Origin of the sequence: Rhizobium sp. WW22 (genome assembly GCF_047041135.1) — a bacterium.
Classification (GTDB): domain Bacteria; phylum Pseudomonadota; class Alphaproteobacteria; order Rhizobiales; family Rhizobiaceae; genus Rhizobium.
Window position 1 is genome coordinate 492,639 of the sequence record NZ_CP178199.1, and the last position, 21,891, is coordinate 514,529.

Annotated in this window: 23 protein-coding genes and 1 pseudogene; 17 read left to right on the forward strand and 7 right to left on the reverse strand. The window is 57.9% G+C overall.

What is annotated here, in order from left to right; translation table 11 throughout:
• Positions 1-35: 35 nt before the first annotated feature.
• From ACK83U_RS21220 to ACK83U_RS21235, 4 genes are all read right to left on the reverse strand, one after another.
• A complete protein-coding gene (locus tag ACK83U_RS21220) occupies positions 36-734 on the reverse strand; it encodes a transporter substrate-binding domain-containing protein (RefSeq protein ID WP_112608511.1) in 699 nt (232 codons plus the stop codon).
• A 125-nt stretch (positions 735-859) separates the two neighbouring features.
• Complete coding sequence (gene hpaI, locus ACK83U_RS21225; RefSeq protein ID WP_112608513.1) at positions 860-1,624, reverse strand: 4-hydroxy-2-oxoheptanedioate aldolase; 765 nt, start codon at positions 1,622-1,624, stop codon at positions 860-862.
• A gap of 7 nt (positions 1,625-1,631) precedes the next feature.
• Complete coding sequence (gene hpaH, locus ACK83U_RS21230; RefSeq protein WP_112608515.1) at positions 1,632-2,414, reverse strand: 2-oxo-hept-4-ene-1,7-dioate hydratase; 783 nt, start codon at positions 2,412-2,414, stop codon at positions 1,632-1,634.
• A 20-nt stretch (positions 2,415-2,434) separates the two neighbouring features.
• The gene (locus tag ACK83U_RS21235) at positions 2,435-3,328 is read right to left on the reverse strand and encodes an intradiol ring-cleavage dioxygenase (RefSeq protein ID WP_112608517.1); all 894 of its coding nucleotides are present in this window, start codon (positions 3,326-3,328) and stop codon (positions 2,435-2,437) included.
• Positions 3,329-3,579: 251 nt separating this feature from the next.
• Between ACK83U_RS21235 and ACK83U_RS21240 the strand changes: the two genes are divergently transcribed.
• Genes ACK83U_RS21240 through ACK83U_RS21285 form a run of 10 tightly spaced genes read left to right on the forward strand, consistent with a single transcriptional unit; the run spans position 3,580 to position 10,943 of the window.
• Entirely contained in the window at positions 3,580-4,317 is a 738-nt protein-coding gene (locus ACK83U_RS21240; protein WP_112608519.1) for a GntR family transcriptional regulator, read from the forward strand.
• A complete protein-coding gene (locus ACK83U_RS21245) occupies positions 4,317-5,138 on the forward strand; it encodes a sugar phosphate isomerase/epimerase family protein (RefSeq protein ID WP_112608521.1) in 822 nt (273 codons plus the stop codon). Before ACK83U_RS21240 ends, ACK83U_RS21245 begins: the two co-directional genes overlap by 1 nt.
• 49 nt (positions 5,139-5,187) lie before the next feature.
• Positions 5,188-5,856 carry an amino acid ABC transporter permease gene (locus ACK83U_RS21250; protein ID WP_112335962.1) on the forward strand — a complete coding sequence of 223 codons (669 nt, stop codon included), beginning with the start codon at positions 5,188-5,190 and terminating at the stop codon, positions 5,854-5,856.
• Positions 5,857-5,865: 9 nt separating this feature from the next.
• Positions 5,866-6,516, forward strand: a complete 651-nt coding sequence (locus ACK83U_RS21255) for an amino acid ABC transporter permease (RefSeq protein WP_112410279.1) — start codon at positions 5,866-5,868, stop codon at positions 6,514-6,516.
• A 44-nt stretch (positions 6,517-6,560) separates the two neighbouring features.
• Complete coding sequence (locus ACK83U_RS21260; RefSeq protein WP_184369511.1) at positions 6,561-7,385, forward strand: transporter substrate-binding domain-containing protein; 825 nt, start codon at positions 6,561-6,563, stop codon at positions 7,383-7,385.
• Positions 7,386-7,392: 7 nt separating this feature from the next.
• A complete protein-coding gene (locus tag ACK83U_RS21265) occupies positions 7,393-8,166 on the forward strand; it encodes an amino acid ABC transporter ATP-binding protein (RefSeq protein ID WP_162708053.1) in 774 nt (257 codons plus the stop codon).
• Positions 8,167-8,178: 12 nt separating this feature from the next.
• Positions 8,179-9,039 (forward strand): shikimate dehydrogenase, encoded by an 861-nt coding sequence (locus ACK83U_RS21270; protein ID WP_112608525.1) that lies wholly within the window; start codon positions 8,179-8,181, stop codon positions 9,037-9,039.
• 15 nt (positions 9,040-9,054) lie between these two features.
• The gene (locus tag ACK83U_RS21275; protein WP_112398875.1) at positions 9,055-9,423 is read left to right on the forward strand and encodes a 5-carboxymethyl-2-hydroxymuconate Delta-isomerase; all 369 of its coding nucleotides are present in this window, start codon (positions 9,055-9,057) and stop codon (positions 9,421-9,423) included.
• Positions 9,424-9,453: 30 nt separating this feature from the next.
• Positions 9,454-9,903 carry a type II 3-dehydroquinate dehydratase gene (aroQ, locus tag ACK83U_RS21280; RefSeq protein ID WP_112335959.1) on the forward strand — a complete coding sequence of 150 codons (450 nt, stop codon included), beginning with the start codon at positions 9,454-9,456 and terminating at the stop codon, positions 9,901-9,903.
• Between the two features lie 5 nt (positions 9,904-9,908).
• The gene (locus ACK83U_RS21285) at positions 9,909-10,943 is read left to right on the forward strand and encodes a Gfo/Idh/MocA family protein (RefSeq protein WP_112608527.1); all 1,035 of its coding nucleotides are present in this window, start codon (positions 9,909-9,911) and stop codon (positions 10,941-10,943) included.
• 75 nt (positions 10,944-11,018) lie between these two features.
• Here ACK83U_RS21285 and ACK83U_RS21290 read toward each other — a convergent pair.
• Positions 11,019-11,143, reverse strand: a pseudogene (locus tag ACK83U_RS21290) (transporter substrate-binding domain-containing protein); the annotation flags it as partial.
• Positions 11,144-11,330: 187 nt separating this feature from the next.
• On the opposite strand from ACK83U_RS21290, the gene ACK83U_RS21295 reads away from it, so the two are divergent.
• From ACK83U_RS21295 to ACK83U_RS21325, 7 genes are all read left to right on the forward strand, one after another.
• The gene (locus tag ACK83U_RS21295; protein WP_112608529.1) at positions 11,331-12,494 is read left to right on the forward strand and encodes a GGDEF domain-containing protein; all 1,164 of its coding nucleotides are present in this window, start codon (positions 11,331-11,333) and stop codon (positions 12,492-12,494) included.
• 161 nt (positions 12,495-12,655) lie between these two features.
• Positions 12,656-13,399 (forward strand): FadR/GntR family transcriptional regulator, encoded by a 744-nt coding sequence (locus ACK83U_RS21300; RefSeq protein ID WP_112608531.1) that lies wholly within the window; start codon positions 12,656-12,658, stop codon positions 13,397-13,399.
• A gap of 169 nt (positions 13,400-13,568) precedes the next feature.
• Positions 13,569-14,636: a sn-glycerol-3-phosphate ABC transporter ATP-binding protein UgpC gene (locus ACK83U_RS21305; protein ID WP_112608533.1), complete on the forward strand. Its 1,068-nt coding sequence runs from the start codon at positions 13,569-13,571 to the stop codon at positions 14,634-14,636.
• Positions 14,637-14,790: 154 nt separating this feature from the next.
• Positions 14,791-16,104 carry an ABC transporter substrate-binding protein gene (locus ACK83U_RS21310; protein WP_112608535.1) on the forward strand — a complete coding sequence of 438 codons (1,314 nt, stop codon included), beginning with the start codon at positions 14,791-14,793 and terminating at the stop codon, positions 16,102-16,104.
• A gap of 64 nt (positions 16,105-16,168) precedes the next feature.
• Positions 16,169-17,104: a carbohydrate ABC transporter permease gene (locus ACK83U_RS21315; RefSeq protein WP_041678257.1), complete on the forward strand. Its 936-nt coding sequence runs from the start codon at positions 16,169-16,171 to the stop codon at positions 17,102-17,104.
• A 15-nt stretch (positions 17,105-17,119) separates the two neighbouring features.
• Positions 17,120-18,019 carry a carbohydrate ABC transporter permease gene (locus ACK83U_RS21320; RefSeq protein ID WP_112608537.1) on the forward strand — a complete coding sequence of 300 codons (900 nt, stop codon included), beginning with the start codon at positions 17,120-17,122 and terminating at the stop codon, positions 18,017-18,019.
• A gap of 209 nt (positions 18,020-18,228) precedes the next feature.
• Positions 18,229-19,224 (forward strand): aldo/keto reductase, encoded by a 996-nt coding sequence (locus tag ACK83U_RS21325; RefSeq protein WP_112608541.1) that lies wholly within the window; start codon positions 18,229-18,231, stop codon positions 19,222-19,224.
• Positions 19,225-19,577: 353 nt separating this feature from the next.
• On the opposite strand, the gene ACK83U_RS21330 is transcribed toward ACK83U_RS21325, so the two are convergent.
• Both ACK83U_RS21330 and ACK83U_RS21335 read right to left on the reverse strand, forming a co-directional pair.
• Positions 19,578-20,687 (reverse strand): acyltransferase family protein, encoded by a 1,110-nt coding sequence (locus ACK83U_RS21330; RefSeq protein ID WP_112608545.1) that lies wholly within the window; start codon positions 20,685-20,687, stop codon positions 19,578-19,580.
• A 209-nt stretch (positions 20,688-20,896) separates the two neighbouring features.
• Positions 20,897-21,745 carry an alpha/beta fold hydrolase gene (locus ACK83U_RS21335; RefSeq protein ID WP_112608547.1) on the reverse strand — a complete coding sequence of 283 codons (849 nt, stop codon included), beginning with the start codon at positions 21,743-21,745 and terminating at the stop codon, positions 20,897-20,899.
• Positions 21,746-21,891 lie beyond the last annotated feature (146 nt).

A 21,891-nucleotide genomic window follows, 5' to 3' on the forward strand; every position in this document is an offset into this window, starting at 1 on the left:
TGTGCCCGCGCAGGGTTTATGCGTAGAGGCAGGGTTCACGGAACTCCGTTTTTTTCTTCCCCAGCATCCGCACCGCCGAGCCGCCGCACGAAGTCCGCGAGGAAGAGCGAGGCGTTAGTGGCCCGTTTATGCACCGCGATGGTCTGAGGAATTTGCGAAAACACTCCATCTACCACCCGGAAGCCTTCCATCCGCTCCGAGGCGTTGAAGAGGAATTCGGTCAGTCCAGCCGCCGCGTCGCATTCTCGGTTTGAGAGAAAGTCGAGGGCCGCCGTGGGGCTGTCGACATGCAGCACCGTCGCTCGCTTGAGTGTTCGCTCAAGCTGCTTCGTATAGGCTGCGCTACGCGCGGAAGCGATGCGAATTCCAGTGGTATCCAGCTCGTCCGCCGTCCGGTAGGATGAAGTTACCGGAACCAGGTAGGTGGCCTCGACCGAGATGTAGGGGGGCGAGAAGCTGAAGCGATCGGTTCTTGATGGGTCTGACGCAATGAAGGCGATGTCCCACTCGCCGCCGTCCGCAGCGGAAAGGATATCCGCCGCGGATCCGTATCGTATGAGGGAAAGCCCCCGATCAAGTTCGCGGGCGATCCTATCCGCAATTTCCGCGCTCGGGCCTACTAAGGCGCCCGCGTTTTCGTCCCAGCGGATCAATGCTGCGTTCGACATATTGACGGCGGCCCTAATGGATCCAGCCGACGCTATTTCCGACCGGACCTGCTCCAGACTGAACATGCTACGTCTCCCCCAGAGCGTGATACCGAAAAGTGTAGGCGGTTTTCGGACGAAACCCGGCTCTACTTCTTTGAGTCTAGAGCGGATTCAGATTTTAGGTCGAACAGACCTAAAATCATCCGGCTCTAGTGGTAAAACCTGGACGCAAGTGCTTCCGATCCTCTGGCAAGGAGAGCAACATCGACGCCAACAGCGGTGAACAGCGTTCCCTGCGCAATGCAGCGAGCCGCAAACTTCTCGTCAGGCGTCAAGATGCCCGAGGGCTTACCGACGGCTTTCAAGCGCTCGATCGCATTCTCGATTGCCGAAACTACCTCGGAATGTCCCGGTTGGCCGGGATAACCGAGGCTGGCTGCAAGGTCTGCCGGACCGATGAAGATCCCGTCGACTCCGTCGACCCCTGCAATGGCTTCAAGCCGATCGAGCGCCTCTCGCGTCTCGATCTGCAGCAAGAGGCAGATTTCCTGTTCGGCGGTCTGCGCGTAGCTCGGCACGCGCCCGAAACGGGTGGCGCGGGTGAGGGCGGATACGCCGCGGATACCTCGCGGTGCGTAACGCGCCGCCGCCACGGCCGCCTTCGCCTCCTGTTCATTCTGCACATATGGAATGAGAAGCGTCTGGACGCCGATATCCAGAAAACGTTTGATCAATACGGGGTCGTTAAAGGCTGGGCGAACCACGGGGGCGACGTCGTACGGCGCGACCGCCTGCAACTGTGGAAGCACAGTAAGAACGTCGCTGGGAGAATGTTCGGTATCGAAAAGCAGCCAGTCGAAACCGGACGGTGCGACGATTTCCGCTGTATAGCTGCCCGGAAGGCCGCACCACAATCCGATCTGACTTTGACCGGCCTGGAGTTTTCGCTTGAAGCTGTTGACGGGGAGTTCCATTACATCCTCACACGAATGAGACGCCAATTGAGCCGACGGGACCGTAGTCGGCCTGGATCACGTCGCCCTGGGCTATGTCCACAGGGCGGGTGAAAGAGCCGGCCAGCACGATCTGCCCCTTTTTCAAACCGCCGCCCACAGCATGGAGCTTGTTTACCAACCAGGCGATCCCGGCTGCCGGATGGCCCATGATCGCTGCAGAAACACCGGATTCCTCGATAATGCCGTTCTTCGAGAGGGTGGCGCCTACCCAGCGGATGTCGACGTCCATTGGGCGAATGATGCGCCCGCCAACAACGATCGCTCCGAAAGCGGCATTGTCGGCAATCGTGTCGGTGATCGCCCTTGGAACCTCGGTGCGATAGTCGATGATCTCGAGAGCCGGGACTACGAATTCAGTCGCCCTCATCACGTCGTAGATCCGCGTTCCAGGCCCCTCGAGATCCTCGCCCATCACAAAGGCGAGCTCGACTTCGAGGCGGGGCTTGATAAAGAGCTCCGCCTTGATCTGCGCTCCGTCGTTGTAGAGGGCGTCGTCGAGGATGACACCATAGTCGGGCTCGGTCATCTTGGATGCCATCTGCATCGCGCGCGACGTCAGGCCGATCTTGTGGCCGACGACCCGAGCACCCCTAGCAGTCCGAGCCTCCGCCCAGAGCGCTTGAATTTTGTAGGCGTCTTCGAGCTCAAGACCGGGGTAGGTCTTGCTCGGTTGAACGATTGGCTTGCGGTCAATTTCTGCCTTCAGAAGGGCGTTGGCCGCCTCTCGGCGTTCCTGTTCTGTGATCATCGGTTTGGCTCTGTCGTTGGTTATTTGATTGGCGGGCGCGGCAGCACGGCTTCGCCGGGCTCCATGACGTAGGTGTAGTCGAGCGAGAACCAGGGCCCCTCGATGCCGGGTTCGGACGGATGCGATTCGTCATGGCGGACGAAGTCGCCGGTCAGGGCTGCCGTCACTCCGAACTGAACGTCGGAATCGATGTTGGGATCGCTCGGATCGAAGACTTGGGAAATCAGTGTTTTGTATCCCTGCTTGAAGATCAGGGCGTGAAGATGCGCTGGTCGGTACGGATGACGTCCCTGCGCTTTTAGCAGTCGGCCGACGACGCCATCGACCGGGATCGGGTATCCGACCATCTTCACGGTACTGAACCAGAAGCGGCCGTCGGCGTCCGTGGTGAACTTGCCCCGAAGGTTCATCTCAGCCTGATCGGGGTCCTGATTTTCATAGAGCCCAACAGGAGAAGCATGCCAAACATCGACCTCGGCACCCGCGATCGGCCTGCCGTCCCGGTCTACGACCCTGGCGCGGACATAAAGCGGCGTGCCTGGCGTGTCGGAGCGGATGATCGTGCCGCCGTTTTCGACACGGGGAGAGTTCAGGCGCCAGAACGGGCCGAGAAGAGACTGCGACGTCTCCGTCTGGCCACCGTCGCCGTTGTTCAAAAGGCAAACCAGCGAGGACACGCCGAGAGATCCGGCCATGAGAACAAACTCGTTGTGGCTGTCCGTCTGCAGTTGTCCGATCTCGTTGAGTATCGCCGTGGCTTCGCGGAACTCGACTTCGGACAATCTCACCTCCCGCACGAATGCATGGAGATGCTTCACCATTGCCACGAGGATTTCTCGCAGACGTGGATCCTCGGTTTTGTTCATCACCGCGAGGACGGCAGGCGTCAACTCGCTTTCAGTTTTTATGGTCATAAGGGCACCTCCACTGGCGCTGACTATTAAAAATAATCGATTATCTGTCAATGAATGTTACGACGACTTTTTCCATTGGTGGGAGGAAAATTGGCTCTGCATTACATTAACTTACTGAATTCATTATATTGAATCGGGAAGGCGATCGTGTTTTAGCTACAAAACGGGCTCTTCCTCGCTTTCTCGTTGACATAAATAATCGTTTATCATATCGATCATCGACAGTTGATCAGAATTGTTAGGGGGTAGGGATGAGCTCGACCGACGACAGCGCCTCTGCGCCAATGACAGACGAGGAAATAGCGTCCGCGGGTTTTTCCGATGATGGCAAGAACACGATCGGAAGCCAGTTGGCGTCGCGTCTGCGCGAGGCGATCATCTCTGGTGAGCTGGAGGCCGGCAGCAAGATCAATCTCGACAAGGCGCGCCGCACGTTCAACGTCAGCTTAAGCCCTCTGAGGGAGGGGCTTGCGCGCTTGATCTCCGACGGCCTGGTGGAGTTTCAGGACAACCGCGGCTATCGCGTAGCTCCGATCTCGCTGGCGAATCTGGAGGAAATCACGACGCTCCGCGAAGAGCTCGAAGTCTTCGCGCTGCGGGAATCCATGCGTATCGGCGATGTCGAGTGGGAGGGCAATATAATGCGCTCGCTCCATCGCCTGAACCGCACGGAACGAGATGCCTCACGACCTGAGACGCTCGAGCAATGGGAGACCCTTCACCGGGAATTCCATCTCACACTCATTTCCGGTTGCGGCAAACCGCTTCTGCTGCATTTCTGCGGCCTCTTGCTGAACTTGAATGACCGATACCGCCGGGTCTTCCTCATCAGGACTTCCGGCGACCGGAACGTCGGGCAGGAGCACAGCGAGATTGCGCAAGGAGCGGTCGCGCGGGACATTGAATACGCCACCGAGAAACTGCGACAGCACATCCACCGCACGGGAACGAACCTTCGAAATCATCTCGCGACGAAAGGGATCGTGTGATGGTGACGCCTGGATCGAAATCAGAGCAACAGATTGGCGTAGCGCACTTCTCCGCCATCTCCCTAGCGCCGAGCGATTTTGCGAAGGCTGCAGCGGGGGCGGGCTTTTCCAGAATTGGGCTGAGGCTGAATCCGGCATTTCCTGGAGCGCCATACTACGAGCTGCCTGTAGGCGGCCGCGCAGCGGAAGAATTTAAAGCCGTACTGCGCGGCGAAGCGCTCGAGGTTTTCGATATTGAGTTCTTTGTCATCGACCCATCGTTCAATGCCTTGTCTCTGGAGCCCGTAGTGGCCGCGGCTGCGAACATCGGTGCCAGGCGTCTAAGCGTGTGCGGCGACGATCCGGAGCGGAGCAGGCTGCAGTCGAACTTCACCGAATTCTGCAGCCTTGCAAGCGGCTACGGATTGGCAGTCGATATCGAGAACATGGGTTGGCGGACGGTCAGAACCTTCGCTGACAGCGTCAATCTTCTGAAATCGAGCGGCGCATCCAATGCCGGCGCACTCGTTGACGGAGTTCATTTCTTCAGGAACGGCGGAACGTTGACGTCGCTGCGCGACGAGATCGATAGGGTCAAGCATGTTCAGTTGTGCGACGTCATCGGACCCGCTCCGAGCACGGCGGAGGCCATGATCGCTGAGGCCCGAGGCAAGCGTCTTGCCCCTGGCGAGGGCGAATTGCCCTTGGGCGAACTGGTCGCGATAGCCAACGGGGCAGCATCGGTCTCGGTCGAAGTACCTCTTTCAGGCTCGGCAGACGCGGGGGAGCATTTGAAACGCCTGTTCGAAGGGGCCTTACGAATATTTAAGCCGGGTCAGTGATCGCGGCGGCGGCGAGGCGAGAGCTGCGCCGAAGGGAGGAAGCCAGCAGATGGGTTACAGGTTTGATTTTGGCGCGGTCTTCGACCGCGCCCCGGAATTGTTTTGGGGTTCGCTCGGAACTTTGGGTCTCGCCTTCGCCGGGATGCTGCTCGCTCTCGTGATCGGAATCCTGGGCGTTGCAGCAAGAACCTCGAAGACCGCGTGGGTTCGCGCTCCGGTGATCGCGTTCGTCGAAGTCGTCCGCAACACGCCGTTCCTGGTGCAGATCTTCTTCATCTACTTCGCCCTTCCGCTTATGGGTATCCGCCTGAACCCGACGGTAACCGCAATCATCGCGCTGGGGATCAACGGAGGCGCCTACGCTATCGAGATCATCCGCGGGGGCGTTGAGAGCATCAGCAAGGGACAGATCGAAGCCGGTTTTGCGCTCGGGCTGCATAAGGCCGACGTCTTCCGGCTCATCGTTCTGAAGCCGGCACTGCGAGCGATCTACCCCTCGTTGACGAGCCAGTTCGTGATGCTGACCTTGACCACGTCGGTGTGCACCTCGATCGCCGCATATGAACTGACTTCCGCGGCGCAACGCATCGAGTCGGATACGTTCCGAAGCTTCGAAGTCTACTTCACGGTGACCGCAATCTATCTGGTCATCTCAAGCCTGATGATGGGAATCTTCGCCCTGATCTCCCGTTCCTACTTCAACTATCCGACTCGATAGGAGGCGCTCATGGGTCCCATCGGCGAAAACGAGCTGTTCTTCATCCTTCAGGGTCTGAAATGGACCGTATTGCTGGCGGTTATCGGTTTTATCGGCGGGGGCGTGTTCGGCATTTTGATCGCGCTTGCGCGCACGTCGAAGCATCGGTTCGCCCGGCTTGCATCATCCGGCTATATCGCGCTCTTCCAGGGCACGCCGCTCCTGATGCAGCTCTTTGTCGTCTACTACGGCGTTGCCTTGCTTGGCATCGACGTCAACGCCTGGGTCGCTGTCGCGATCGCGTTCACTCTCCACGCAAGCGCCTTCCTCGGCGAGATATGGCGCGGTTCGATTGAAGCCGTTCCCAAAGGGCAGACCGAAGCCGCGAACGCTCTTGGCCTGCATTACGTCTCCCGAATGAAGGACGTGGTTTTGCCACAGGCTTTGAAGATTTCGATGCCTGCGACCATCGGCTTTCTCGTGCAGCTCATTAAGGGGACGTCGCTTGCTGCGATCGTGGGCTTCATCGAGCTGACCCGGGCTGGCCAGATCATATCGAACCAGACCTACCGCCCGCTGCTCGTCTTCGGGATCGTCGGAATAATCTACTTCATGATTTGCTGGCCTCTTTCCCACGTCGGAAGCGGCCTTGAGAAACGGATGGCAAAAGCCGCCCGCTAAACCTGCTTCGGGAGAAGTAAACAGCACAAGAGGAGGAAAGTGCAATGAATACCAATCGTCGGAAATTTCTCGGTCTAGCGCTGGCAACCGCTACCTTCGCCGCCATTGGCGCTGCGGCAGCCAACGCGGCATCTGTTGAGGAGATCAAGTCGAAGGGAACGCTCGTCGTGGGCATTCAGGGCGACAACGCGCCTTGGGGCTTTGTGAACTCGAGCGGTAAACAGGACGGCTTCGACGCCGACGTGGCCACGCTGTTCGCCAAGGAGCTCGGCGTGAAAGTCCAGTTCCAACCGCTCGCGGTAGCGAACCGTATTCCCGCGCTGACGACCGGCAAGGTCGATATTCTCTTCGCCACGATGGCAATGACGGAAGAGCGCGCCAAGGCGATCCAGTATAGCAAACCTTATGCGGCCAACACGATTTCGCTTTATGCCGCCAAAGCCGACGCCGTGAAATCGCCGGCCGATGTGGCTGGTTGGGAAATAGGCGTGCCGAAGTCCAGCTCGCAGGACAAGGCCGTAACCGACGCGGTCGGATCGAAGGCCACCATCCGCCGCTTCGACGATGACGCGGCCACTATCCAGGCCCTGATCTCCGGACAGGTAAAGGCAGTGGGCGGCAATCAGTTCTACGGGCAGAGGCTCGATGCAGCCAGCGCCGGCACCTATGAACGCAAGATCGACTTCCTGACGACTTACAACGGCGTGGGAACGCGACTCGGCGAGAAGGACTGGAACGAGACCGTCAACGCCTTCCTCGATAAGATAAAGGGCAACGGGGAACTCGCAGCCATCACCAAGAAGTGGATGGCAATCGATCTTCCCAAGTTCCCTGAATCCATCCCCAACATCCCATTTACGGTCAAGTAAAGCATAAATGGAGGGCGCCGTGCTCAATTCTCCCAATGATCAGTCGACCTTGATATCCCTTGATAAAGTGGAGAAATGGTACGGCGCCTTCCATGCCCTGAAGAACATCAATCTGTCGGTTCGTAAGGGAGAGAAGATCGTCCTTTGCGGACCGTCCGGTTCCGGCAAGTCCACTCTGATCCGCTGTATCAACGCTCTTGAACTGATTCAGGGCGGCAAGATCGTGGTGGAAGGTCAACTGCTGGACGGCACCGCCAAGGCGGTCGACGCCATTCGACGTGAAGTCGGAATGGTTTTCCAGAACTTCAATCTGTTCCCGCACATGACCGTCCTACAAAACTGCGCGCTTGCACCCATGAGAGTGCGGGGCGCAAGCCGCGCCGACGCGGAGAAGTTGGCACGAAAATATCTCGAGCGCGTTCGCATCCTCGATCAGGCGGAAAAGTATCCGGCACAACTCAGCGGCGGGCAGCAGCAGCGCGTCGCCATCGCGCGCGCCCTGTGCATGGAGCCGAAAGCGATGCTTTTCGACGAGCCTACATCCGCCTTGGATCCCGAAATGGTCAAAGAGGTTCTCGACACCATGATCGGCCTCGCAAGAGACGGCATGACCATGATCTGCGTGACCCATGAAATGGGCTTCGCCCGGCAAGTTGCTGACAGGGTCATCTTCATGGCTTCCGGAGAGATCATCGAGGAGGCGGAGCCCGAAACCTTCTTCAAGAACCCCACGCATGAACGGACGAAGGCATTTCTCGGCGAAATCCTTGCGCATCACTGATCGGGCAGAGATATGGACAACAACAAATTCCTGGTCGGCCTCATTGGCGCCGACATCCAGATGTCAAAGTCGCCGGCGCTCCATGAAACGGAAGGGCGCCACCTGGGGCTTGATTACGAGTACGAGCTCGTGGACCTGGCGGAGCGCGGATTGCCTTCTTCCGCGCTGCCAGATCTTTTGAACGAACTGGAAAGCCGCGGCTTTGCCGGAACCAACATCACCCATCCATGCAAACAGACCGTGCTGCCTCATCTGACCCGCCTGTCCGAGGACGCTAAGATGCTTGGGGCCGTAAACACGGTCGTGCTTCAGAACGGCGAGCGGATCGGACACAACACCGACTGGTATGGCTTCTACAAGAATTTCGAGCGCGGCTTGCCCGACGTCGCGAAGGCTCATGCTGTTCTGCTTGGCGCTGGCGGCGCTGGGGTGGCCGTTGCGCACGCTGCCGTGAAACTCGGCATAGAAAAGCTCTCGATCTTTGATCAGGACGAGCGCCGCGCCTCCACGCTCGCCGACCAGCTCAACGAGAGATTTTCAGGAGAGGTTGCAAGGTCGGTCCGGGACGTCGGTGCTGCGCTCGCCGGCGCAGATGGCCTGATCCACGCCACGCCGACTGGTATGCCAAGCCATCCGGGGCTTCCGATAGATCCCGATTGGATACAGCATCATCACTGGGTGGCGGATATTGTCTATATGCCGTTGGTGACCGAGCTCCTTGCGTTGGCAAAGCAGAAGGGGTGCCGAACGCTCCCAGGCGGAGGAATGACCGTGTTTCAGGCGGCCGCAGCCTTCGAGCTTTTCACAGGCCTGTCGCCCGATACGGAACGAATGTCGCGCCATTTCGACGAGCTATGCAGGGTGACAGCCTGATCGGGGGACTACTCCATGCCGCATATTATCATCGACTACAGCCGAGGCGCAGCGGAACGCGTCGCCATCGAAGAGCTGACCCGCGCTGTTCATCGCCGGGTCCGCGACGGAGGGCTGGTCAAGCCAACCGTGGTGCGCACCTTCGCTAGAGAAGCCACCGTCTCCTGCGTCGGGGACGAACATCCCGACAACCACTTCGTGCAGATAATTGTACGCATGGCCCCGGGCCGTCCTGCGGAGGTCAAACGAGAGCTGCTGAAATCGGTGCTCGAAGCTGCGCGTGACGTCGCGGCTTCCGCACTGGAAACCGGCCGGCTCGGGCTCCGCGCAGATCTCTACGAATCCGACCCAAACTTCGCGTTTCAGGACATAGCCTTCGCCTGATCCCTGCAACGCCCAACAAGGATAAATGCAATGAGCATCATCTACGTTCTCAACGGACCAAACCTAAACCTCCTCGGCAAGCGCCAACCACATATCTACGGGCACGAGACGTTGGCTGACGTAGAGGCGGACTGCCGAAAGTTGGCATCGGAGCTGGGGCACGAGATCCGTTTCCATCAAAGCAACCGCGAATACGAGATCATCGACTGGATCCACCAGGCACGCGAGGACGGCGCCGGCATTGTCATCAACCCGGCCGCGTTCACGCACACTTCGCTCGCTATCCTCGACGCACTGAATACCTTCGAAGGCCCCGTCATCGAGATCCACATCTCCAACGTCCACAAGCGCGAGAGCTTTCGCCACCATTCCTTCGTGTCCCACCGGGCCGATGGCGTCATCGCTGGTCTCGGCACCGAAGGCTATCAACTCGGCATCCGCAGAGTTGCGACCATGCTCAAGACTGCGAAGAAGGACTGATAGCGATGGCGAGCCGGGTCAAGCTGGCAGTCCTTGGGGCGGGGCTGATCGGCACGCGTCATATCAAGCACGTGATGGAAGAGCCCGCCGCAGAGCTGATGGCAGTTGTGGATCCCACGCCAGCCGGCCAGGCGATCGCGAGTGAGGCTGGTGTCAGATGGTTCCCCAGTTTTGCCGACATGATGATTTCCGAGCGCCCCGACGGAGTCATCATCGCAACGCCGAACCAGGTGCATGTTCAAAATGGGTTGGAAGCCGTGGAAGCGGGCGTCCCGGCGCTGATCGAAAAGCCGATCGCGGACGATATCGCTGCCGGCGAGAAGCTTGTGCAAATGGCTGAGGCCAAAGGCGTGGCGCTGCTGACGGGACATCACCGCCGGCATAATCCGATGATGCAGAAAGCGAAGGAGATTATCGACAGCGGGACGCTCGGTCGGATCCTGATCGTGAATGCGATGTTCTGGCTGTTCAAGCCGGACGAATACTTTGACATCCCCTGGCGGCGAGAGCGTGGAGCGGGGCCGGTCTTCCTCAACCTAATTCACGACATCGATAACCTCCGTTTCCTTTGCGGCGATATAAACGCGGTCCAGGCGCGTGAATCCAACGCTGTGCGAGGCAATGCCGTCGAGGAAACTGCTGTTATCCTCATCGAGTTCAAAAGCGGTGTTCTCGGTACTGCTTCCGTGTCCGATTCCGTTGTCGCGCCATGGAGTTGGGAGATGACGACGGGAGAAAATCCCGCCTATCCGAAAACTCAGGAGATTTGCTACATGATCGGCGGAACACACGGATCTCTGGCCGTGCCGTCGCTGGAAATATGGAGCAATGCCGAGAAGCGAAGCTGGACCGAGGCATTTGAGCGCGACAGAGCCGCATTCGAAAACGAGGATCCGCTTGTCATGCAGATTCGTCAGTTCTGCAGCGTTATCCGGGGCGAGGAAGCTCCTCTAGTCAGCGGCCGGGAAGGCTTGGAGACATTGAAAGTCATTGAGGCCATCAAGCGCTCGGCCGCGATGGGAGGACGCATCGTCCTCTAGACAGCAGTGAAGGCAAGCGGCGAGAAAACGCATAGCTGTTCCATAATAGCTCCTCGCCGCAAAAGGCATGTAAGTGAGATAGGCATCAGAGAAAGCGACCTTCTCCTGCCTGCCTCGGTCGCTCCGATCACCGCCACAGCAATGTCGAAGCGCCGATTGGCAACCGACGGCAGCAGGGCGGAAAATTCCCGGCCAGTGAACCTACCTCAGTTCATATGCGATCGCCCTGCCTAACCGACGAGGGGCGATACGAGATCGCCCTTCACATCAATTGTAATTCTAGAAAGCCATCAGAATTAGAACAAAATTCCACTCCTCTTGGGATATTCGCAAAAAATTCAAGAATACTGGATATTGCGGTGATGACGAATGACCCCTTGGTGTTGAATGACCAGCGAACTTGATCTTCCGACTGTCCTCTTCTTGCAGAAAACGTCCTATATTGCTGGCGCTTTGACTTTGGGCTATTTGCGGCTCACCTCGGCGGAAAGCCGTGGGGTTGGGCTTCTCGCAGCGAGCTTTGTGGTCCTTGCTGCGGGATCGACACTGGCGGGGTATGCAGAGCTTTATCCCGCGCTTTATGGCCTGCTAAGTCTTTTCAATATCGCGCTTGGGGTTCTGGGGTATTGCCTTCTTGCCTTGGCCTTTGTCCTGATCAGCGATCCCGATCGTAAAATCAACCCATGGCTTGTATTCCTGCCAGCAATCGGAACTTTGGCTGCTGGATTGATCACAGCATTCCATCTGACTAACACCTACCGGGCGACAACTTTCACGGTTCTCGGTTGTTTGACGATGGCTGCTACCGCTGTTGTCGTGTTTCGGGATGCATATCGTGAGCCGCTGCCGATCCGCAGGTTGATTGTAGGACTGCTTGCCGCCGCCAGTCTGCTTTCGTTAATTATGGCACTGGAATTCTCCACCAGGTCCTTTCCTGTGCTCGCTGTGGCTAACGGCTTCCTCCTGATGATCATTTCCAAGTTCGTGCTTGCGATTGCAATCGTGATCTTCATCAGCGAGCGTCAACATGCCAAGATTAAAAATCTTGCTGACCGCGATCACCTCACAGGCCTCTATAATCGTCGCTTTTTTAATGCAAACGCGCCTAGCCAGCCACATCCCGGAGACGCGGTTCTTTTTCTGGACATAGATCATTTCAAGCAATTGAACGATCGCTGGGGGCATGCAGCGGGCGACGAGGTTCTTTCAACGATGGCGCAGGCGGTGCAGTCAACCTTACCGAAAGGGGCGTTGCTAGCGCGCCAAGGGGGAGAAGAGTTTATCGTCTTCCTTCCGGCAAAGGTGGGGGACGCGTTATTCTATGCGGAGCGGATCCGCAAGACCGTGGCCGAACTCCGCTTTCCTACACTTGGTCCCGAGATTACGGTGACGATAAGTGGCGGGGTTGCAAGAGCTTTCCACGGGACTGAACTTGCGAGCCTTTGTCGGGAGGCTGACCGAGCACTGTATCTGGCGAAAGCTGCGGGACGAAATCGCATATGCGACGCTGACCTCGACGCAGTTCCGCAAAACCGCCTCCGATTGGCTTAACGTAAGACCAAGGCGGCAGCGCTTTTTTGATCGGGTTAATTGTGGAATCAAGACCTAGCTCGTCGCACCGTCGGTTGCGGCAACGAAATTGTCTTGACGGATTTCCTCAACGATCTTTAATTAACTGATCTGCTGGACCAACCAGTGGACCGGGGGGCGCTATGGACGAAAGTCCGATCTTGACCGAGGTGCCGAATATCGCGCGGAGTCTCGCCCGCCGAACGGCGCGTGATGTCATCGCCGAGAAGCTGATGGTCCTGATCGCCACCAACATGTTGCGACCGGGTGACGAGCTGCCGGGCGAGCGTGAATTGGCCAACGTTCTTCATGTCAGCCGCGAAACGGTGCGTGGCGCTATTCAGGCGCTCGCCGCGCAGGGCATTATCGAAGTTTCGCATGGCAGCCGCAGCCGCGTCTGTGAGGTCGATCTCAGCCATATTACGGTGACGATCGCCTCTCCCAACGCAATCGACGGCTATGATCTGGAATCCGTCCACGCTGCCCGTCTTCACATCGAACTCAAGGTTGTCCGCGACGCCGCCGCGCGCATCGATGACGTCACCCTGGCAAAGCTGCAGGCGCTGCTGGAGGCCCAGCGTCTCGGGGGCGACGATGCGATGCGTTTCCTGATCTGCGACCGCGAATTCCACGTGGCCATCTATCGGGCCTGCGGAAACCCGCTCCTCGCTGCCTTCGTCACCGATTTATACACTTACATGATGAATTACCGCCGCCACGCCATGGCCAAGCCGGGTGCCGTCGAGGCGAGCTACAGCGATCATCTGGCGATCTTTGAGGCGCTCGCTCGCCATGACCAAGATGCCGTCGTTGCGGCGTTCGAGCATCATCTGACGCGTATTTACGACACGACCAAGGTTCAACTGGCGAGCGGCAATCCTGTCTGATCTGGCCAGTATGAGGAGATATGGCTGAGATGCACGTGAGAGACATAAAGATGCCGGTCGGCGGCGGGGGATAGGACGTCGAAGTCGGATTAATGCATTCTGGCGGTTCGTGCCTCGGAGGAGGGCTGACCGCAAGTCAGACAGATGAAAGGTTCTGGGAGGAGCTTTTATGGCAGGTGTCGAGTTTGTCGATGTCAGGAAATCATTCGGGGCGTTCCCGGTTATCAAGGGTGTGAATATCGATATTGCGGACGGGGAATTCGTGATCCTGGTCGGACCGTCCGGATGCGGAAAGTCCACGCTTCTCAGAATGCTTGCCGGGCTCGAGAATATTTCCGCCGGCGAGATCCGTATCGGCAATCGCGTGGTCAATGGAATGGCGCCGGGCGACCGCGACATAGCCATGGTGTTTCAGAATTATGCGCTCTATCCGCATATGTCGGTGGCCCAGAACATGGCTTTCTCGCTGATGCTCAAACGCGCGCCGAAAGCGGACATGGACCAGCGCGTCAAGAAGGCGGCGGAAATCCTGGGGCTGACCAAACTTCTCGACCGCTATCCCCGCCAGCTTTCCGGCGGTCAGCGCCAGCGTGTCGCCATGGGCCGCGCGATCGTGCGCGATCCCCAGGTCTTCCTCTTCGACGAACCGCTTTCCAATCTTGACGCCAAGCTCCGGGTTGCCATGCGCGCCGAAATCAAGGAGCTTCACCAACGTCTCGGCACCACGACCGTCTACGTCACGCATGATCAGATCGAGGCCATGACGATGGCCGACAAGATCGTCGTCATGCATGATGGCGTCGTGGAGCAGGTGGGAAAGCCGCTGGATCTCTACGACACGCCTGCCAATCTTTTCGTCGCGGGCTTCATCGGTTCGCCGGCGATGAACATGATCAAAGGCCGCCTCGATACGGAGAGCGATGGTCGGTTCATCGCGTCGGACGGAACTGTCCTACCCATCGCAAACCCGCCCGCTGGCGCCAGGGCGCGCGACCTCGTCTATGGGCTGCGTCCGGAATACATCACGCTCGATGCCGAGGGGCTGCCTGCGGAAATCATCGTGATCGAACCGACGGGCTATGAAACGCAGATGACGGTCCGGTTCGGCGGCAGCGATGTCAACTGCATCTTCCGGGAGAGGATCAATGCCAAACCCGGCGATACGCTGCGCATTTCCATCGATGTGCCGCATGTCCATCTCTTCGACGCCGAAAGCGGTCAGAGATTGACGATTTGATGCCGCTTCGGTGCGGAGCCGGAAGAAGAGGAGTCTTCCTGCTCACCCATCGATGCGGAAGCATTCGGCCGGTTCGAATGCGATAGTCGTCGTTCACCAAACGGGAAGGTGGGCGCCGGGGGAATTTGCTCCCGTTTTTCAAAGGAGGAGTATCATGCCATTCAAGAGACGTGACTTTCTTGCCGCATCGGCCGCCGCCGCCGGCATCGCCGGCCTTGGGCCACTCGGTATACGCCCATCTTTCGCCCAAGCCGAACCGGGCTACACGCCCGAAAAGGGCGCAAGTCTCCGGCTGCTTCGCTGGACACCCTTCGTCAAGGGAGACGAGGATGCCTGGCTTGCCAATACCAAGAAATTCACCGAGGCGACGGGCGTCGAGGTTCGTGTTGACAAGGAAAGCTGGGAGGACATCCGACCGAAGGCTGCCGTCGCGGCCAATGTCGGTTCAGGGCCTGACATGGTGATGTGTTGGTTCGACGATGCTCATCAATACCCTGACAAACTCGTCGACCTGACGGAGCTCGCCACCTATCTCGGCAATAAATACGGCGGCTGGTATGACGGCGTGCGCGGGTATGCAACCCGCGGCGACAAGTTCATCGCCATGCCGCTGACGGCGATCGGCAACGCCGTCGTTTATCGCGATAGCCATGTCAAGGCCGCCGGTTTCAGCGAATTCCCCAAGGATACCGCGGGATTCCTTGAGCTTTGCAAGGCCATGAAGGCGAAAGGTACGCCCGCCGGCTTCCCGCATGGCAAGGCGGTCGGTGACGGCAACAATTACGCCCATTGGCTGCTTTGGAGCCATGGCGGCAAGATGGTGGACGAAAGCGGCAAGGTGACCATCAACAGCCCTGAAACGCTGGCGGCCATCCACTATGCGCAAGCCCTCTATGCAACCTTCATCCCCGGCACGGAAAGCTGGCAGGACATCAACAACAACCGGGCCTTCCTTGCCGGGCAGGTATCGCTGATCGCAAACGGCGTTTCGGTTTATTACGCAGCTAAAAAAGATCCGAAGCTTGCCGAAATCGCGGCCGATATCAGAACCACAAACTTCCCGATCGGCCCGGTCGGCAAGAGTGTCGAACTGCACCAGACGAGCTCGCTGGTTCTATTCAGCCATACCAAATATCCGGAAGCAGCCAAGGCCTATATCAAGTTCATGATGGAAGGCGACCAGATGAACGCCTGGATCCAAGGATCAAGCGCCTATTGCTGCCAACCGTTGAAGGCCTTTGCCAACAATCCTATCTGGACCGCCGATCCCGTCCACGCACCCTATGCACGCGCCTCGGAAACGCTGCGCCCGAACGGCTATGCCGGCCCACTCGGCTATGCTTCGGCAGGTGTGATGGCCGATTACGTGCTCGTCGACATGTTCGCGGCCGCCGTAACCGGCCAGATGACGCCGGAGGATGCGATGAAAGAGGCTGAGCGGCGCGCAAACCGTTATTACAAGGTTTGATCCCCAGAAGATCTGCAGCATGCCGGCGCCGGCATGCTGCGACCGTTCATCAGGAGATAATGCCATGTCGACCGTGACATCCGGCGATACGACGCGCGGCCCGATCAGATCGCTCATGCAGAACAACAATATGCTCGGCTTCCTCTTCATGTTGCCGGCAGCCATCTTTCTGGTTTGCTTTCTCACCTACCCACTGGGACTTGGGGTCTGGCTCGGTTTCACTGACACGCGGATCGGGCGCGCCGGCAGTTTTATCGGCTTGGAGAATTATCAATACCTGGCCAATGATTCGGTCTTCTGGCTGTCGGTCTTCAATACCCTGCTCTACACTTTCGTAGCTTCTGTCTTGAAATTCGTGCTAGGCCTCTGGCTGGCGCTGCTTCTCAATCAGCACCTGCCATTCAAATCCTTCTTCCGGGCAATCGTGCTCCTGCCCTGGGTCGTGCCGACGGTGCTTTCGGGATTGGCATTCTGGTGGATCTACGACTCCCAGTTTTCCATTATCTCGTGGTCCCTGATGAAAATTGGCCTGATCCATAGTCCGATCAATTTCCTCGGCGATCCGACCAATGCACGGATCTCGGTGATCATCGCCAATGTCTGGCGCGGCATTCCCTTCGTCGCGATCTCGCTGCTTGCCGGCCTGCAGACGATTCCCGCTTCGCTTCAGGAGGCGGCGTCCCTTGATGGCGCCACGAGTTGGCAGCGTTTCCGGTATGTAACGCTGCCGATGTTGACGCCGATCATCGCCGTCGTGATGACGTTCTCCGTGCTGTTCACATTCACGGATTTCCAGTTGATCTATGTGCTGACCAAGGGCGGGCCGGTCAACGCGACGCATCTGATGGCGACGCTTTCTTTTCAGCGCGGCATCCCGGGCGGTCAGCTCGGCGAGGGTGCGGCAATCGCTGTGGCAATGATCCCCTTCCTGCTTGCCGCCATCATGTTCAGCTTCTTCGGTCTGCAGCGCCGCAAATGGCAGCAGGGCGGACAGGACTGAGATCGGGAGAACGCCATGACCATAAAAACCGAAACGGCCAATCCCATTCTTACCGACGACATCCAAGGCATGGGCTACTTGAACCGCCTGCCTCGCCGTATCGTCATGCTCTATCTGCCGATGGCGGTCTTTGTCTTCGTTCTTCTGTTTCCCTTCTACTGGATGGCCATAACGGCGATCAAGCCGAACGCACAGCTGACCGACTACAATAACTACAGCCCCTTCTGGGTCGTGGAGCCGACGCTCGATCACATCAAGTACCTGTTCTTCGAGACCTCCTATCCAGGCTGGCTCTGGAACACGATACTGGTGGCGGTGGGATCGACGGCGCTGTCGCTGCTGGCGTCGATTTTTGGCGCCTACGCAATCGAGCGCGTGCGCTTTACCGGCTCTCGTTCGATCGGGCTGCTGATTTTTCTGGCCTACCTCGTTCCGCCTTCGATCCTGTTCATTCCCTTGGCTTTCATCGTCTTCAAGCTGGGAATTTACGATTCCAGACTTGCGCTCATCTTCACCTATCCAACCTTCCTCATTCCATTCTGCACTTGGCTATTGATGGGCTATTTCAGGTCGATACCCTTCGAGCTGGAAGAAAGTGCGCTGGTCGATGGCGCTAGCCGCTGGCAGATCCTTGTCAAAATTATTCTGCCCCTGGCGGTACCCGGGCTGATCTCGGCCGGCATCTTCGCCTTTACGCTGTCCTGGAACGAATTCATCTATGCGCTCACTTTCATTCAATCGTCGGAAAACAAAACGATCCCGGTCGGTGTTCTGACGGAATTGGTTCGCGGCGATGTTTTCGAGTGGGGGTCGCTCATGGCCGGCGCATTATTCGGTTCACTGCCGGTCGTCATTCTCTACTCCTTCTTCGTCGACTACTACGTTTCGTCGATGACAGGTGCTGTGAAAGAATGATGAATGCCGCGACAGCGGATCGCTGGTGCAGCGGTCCGCTTTCCTCGGGGCTTTCTGGCATTCAACTCTGTCTTGGTTGCGTCTCGCCCCTCGCAACGGTTGAACCACCGCTTTTCATGAATGAAAAACACCCTGCAGATTTGGCTGTTTATCACTCCGGCGTCTCTGCCTATGTCTGCCTGTAACGGTGGATGATCGTGGAGGATGACATGCTGACCAAAGCCGATAGTGCGACCACAATAACGCTCTGGAATGACCTGGAAATTCCACGCCTTGGCATGGGATGCTGGGCAATAGGCGGACCGTTTTACGCTGGTGATGTGCCGCTCGGCTGGGGCGAAGTCGACGACGATGAATCGATCCGTGCTATCGACCGGGCGGTGGATCTCGGCATTCGCTTCTTCGACACTGCCTCGAATTACGGGGCTGGGCATTCTGAAGAGGTGGTCGGCAGAGCGCTCGGCAATCGCGACGATATCATCATCGCCACCAAATTCGGCTTCGCGACGGACGAGAAGACCAAGCAAGCGACAGGCGCTTTCTCCGATCCCGCCTTTATCCGGCGGTCCGCCGAGACATCCTTGCGCCGTCTGCGCCGCGATCGTCTGGATCTGCTGCAGTTCCATCTCAACGATTTTCCGCTTGAAGCGTCTGACGAGGTATTTGAGACACTCGAAACGCTCAAGGCTGAAGGCAAGATTGACGCCTTCGGCTGGAGCACTGACCACCCCGATCGTGCGGCACGTCATGTGCATCGCGCAGGGTTCGTCTCGGTTCAACATACGATGAACGTCTTCGAGCCGGTTCCGGCGATGATCGATGTCATCGAGCGCAACGGCTTGATTTCCATCAATCGCGGTCCGCTTGCCATGGGGCTTCTTAGCGGCAAGTTCACGCCTGACAAGGCTATCGGCGAGAAGGATGTGCGCGGTGCGAGCCTTGACTGGATGGTCTACTTCAAAGACGGCAGGATCGCGCCTGAATTTGCTGCTCGCCTGGAGGCGGTCCGTAATCTGCTGACCGAGGACGGACGCACGCTTACGCAGGGTGCGCTTGCCTGGTTATGGGCGCGTTCGCCCCGCACGCTGCCAATTCCCGGCTTCCGTACAGTTGCCCAAGTCGAGGAAAACGCCGGTGCCCTGGCAAAGGGACCCTTGCGAGCAGATGTGATGGCGGCGATCGATCGAGCGTTGGCCGGCCTGTAGATCGGTCCATACATATGCCGAGAGGCGGATCGTCGGTATTACATGTTCCCAAAGGCTCGTCCTTCGCCATCTGGCGGCGGAGCCGGTTGACGTGCCGGTTCGTATCCTTGATATCGCAGGTCTCGCAGCGGAAGCGGTTCTTGCCCGGGATGATGTTTTCGCTAAGGTGCCCAATCTCGGGAAACCCACCGATATGAAGTGTCTTGTGGGGTCGTTCGATCGCTTTGAAGCCTTCCCGGAAGGTCGATGGTCATTGCTTTGTGCGCTCTGAGTGGGCGCCCAGCGGAACCGACGAGCGCGGAAAGTTCCCTTTGAAGGAGACTGCCATGACCGTCTCGTCGCACGGCGAATCTTCATTCCGCTTCGGAAATACCTTTCTTCGGCCGAGGTAGATAAAACCCATTCTCAAATAGCCGCGTCAAAACTGACCTGGTCAGCCGTCGGGACGGCTCATCGAAGAAGCGCCAAAGCAGGTATGAAATGCCTATCAGAAGCAGTACGGTCATCGTCACAACGGCTTCCGGCGAAGCCGTCGCTCCGACCTTATTGAAGATTACGTAACCGATGTGCTGATGCAGTAGATAAAAGGGATAGCTGATGCCGCCAAGCGCGAGCATCATGCCTCCAGGCAAAAGCGAACGCTGTCGCTTTATTGCCAAGGCGACAATTGCCACAATGGCAAGGCAGGAACAGACAACAACCAGATCGCTATAGTCCACACCGTAATTTTCGCGATTCCATTGGGTCATTTCCAAGGATTGGTACAGGGCAACCGCAACGGATAAGACAAGCAAAACGAAATTGCGAAGCGTGTAGCCTTCGCGAAACGCGGCATAAAAAACCAAGCCGATACAGAAAAAGCCGCTTTCGTCGGTCAGCGCGAGATGACGCATCAAAGGATTGGCAAAGAAAGCACGATCTACAGTTGAAACAACCAGCCAGCCGACAACAATGGCTGGATACAGCCGCGGCTTGAAACCGCCCAGTTTTATCAGAACGAAAACCCAACCGTAAAACACGACCTCGTAAGAGATCGACCAATAGGAGCCGTCCATGATCTCTTGCCCCAGCAGTCCGGGCTGGAGGAGCAGATTAGCGGCCCATTGCGCAACGGTCGCGTTGATCTGCGGCGCGCCATAGATGGCGACGATCAGGGACGTCAATGTCATGCATAATACGAACATTGGATAAATTCGCGCAAAGCGCGCGATAGCAAATTGCCCCGGTGTTCGCCCTTCCGCCGAGTAGGCGATGACGAAACCGCTTATCACGAAGAACATCTGCACGCCCAGATATCCGTATTTCAACACGGATATCCAGTCTGGAAGATTCATCTCGGTAAAACCAAGCGTTTTGCCTCGGAACCCGAAATGAAAGAGCGCCACCGCAAGTGCGGCCAGGAACCTGAGCTCATCGAGTACGCCGATCCGCTCAGCGGAAGTGACATGTGGCACCTGCCTCATAGCGACGTCCAAGTCATTCAGCGAGCCCCGCGGTAAAGACAATCCCAAGCTTCACCATCCTTATACTCAACCGAAAGTCGGAACAAGAAGGCCACTATCGAGCGAGCGTCGACCCGCGACGTCTTGCCCTTCGCCTGCAGTTTTCGGCCTGGACAAGCGCCGCCTGCCCAGGTTTCGCAGGCGGTGCTCGTCCGGACTCGACCAGGATTTCAAGCGGATTTTTGGTTGAGAAACGCCACAACCTCTTCGCTGAAGGCTTGCGCAAACTCGACATTGGAGAAGTGTACGGTCGGGAAGGTTTTCAACCTCGCTCCGGGGATCGTATTGGCGATTGCTTCACCCATGGCGTGTGACGTCACGGTGTCGAACTCGCCGGCGATCACGAGCGTCGGGCTCTGGATGAGGGCGCTGGTACGGCGCATGTCGGCATCGCGTACGGCGGCAAACAGGCCAGCGAGTCCCTTGCGCGATATGTTCAGCAACATCTCTCGAAACTGGCGAACAACCGGTCCGTTCGCCGCGATCATCGCTTTCGGAAACCAGTTGCCGAGGAAGGTCTCCGCGGCTTCGCTCATGTCCGGCGCAGCGAGCGTTGCGGCTATCGACCTGTCGAAGGTTTCGGCGGGCCCGAGGTAGGAAGAGGTATTGCTGAGGATCAGACGGTCGATCCGTTCCGGTGCGTGGATGGCAAGCCATTGGCCGACCCAGCCGCCGAGGGACAGGCCAAGAAAATGCGCTCTCTCAATCCCGAGCCAGTCCATCAGCTCCAGCACGTCGCGGCCGAGCCTTCCGTCGGAATAGGCGCCAGCCGGCACGTCCGAGCCGCCATGACCGCGGTAATCATAGCGGATGACCCGAAAGTGCTCGGCGAATTGAGGAATCTGGAGATCCCACATCTGCAGGGTGGTCGCAATGGAATTGGCAAGGATTAGTGCCGGGCGGTCGTCCCGCCCATCGATCCTGTAGGCGATCCGGACGCCATCGCCGGTGGTGAAGAACGACAGGGCGGCCGGCTCTTCGGGATTGAGTGTGGCGAGTTCTGCGGAATTATTCGTCATCGATATGGTCCTTCTCTTGTTGTTGGCACCTGCCGCATTGCCGCAGAATCTGGTTCCGGAAAGCGGGGCGGGGTCGAGAACAGTCCGACGCTAATTCTCTCTTCCTTCCAAAAAAATTGAAAAGATTGGAAAATCATTGTAAATAG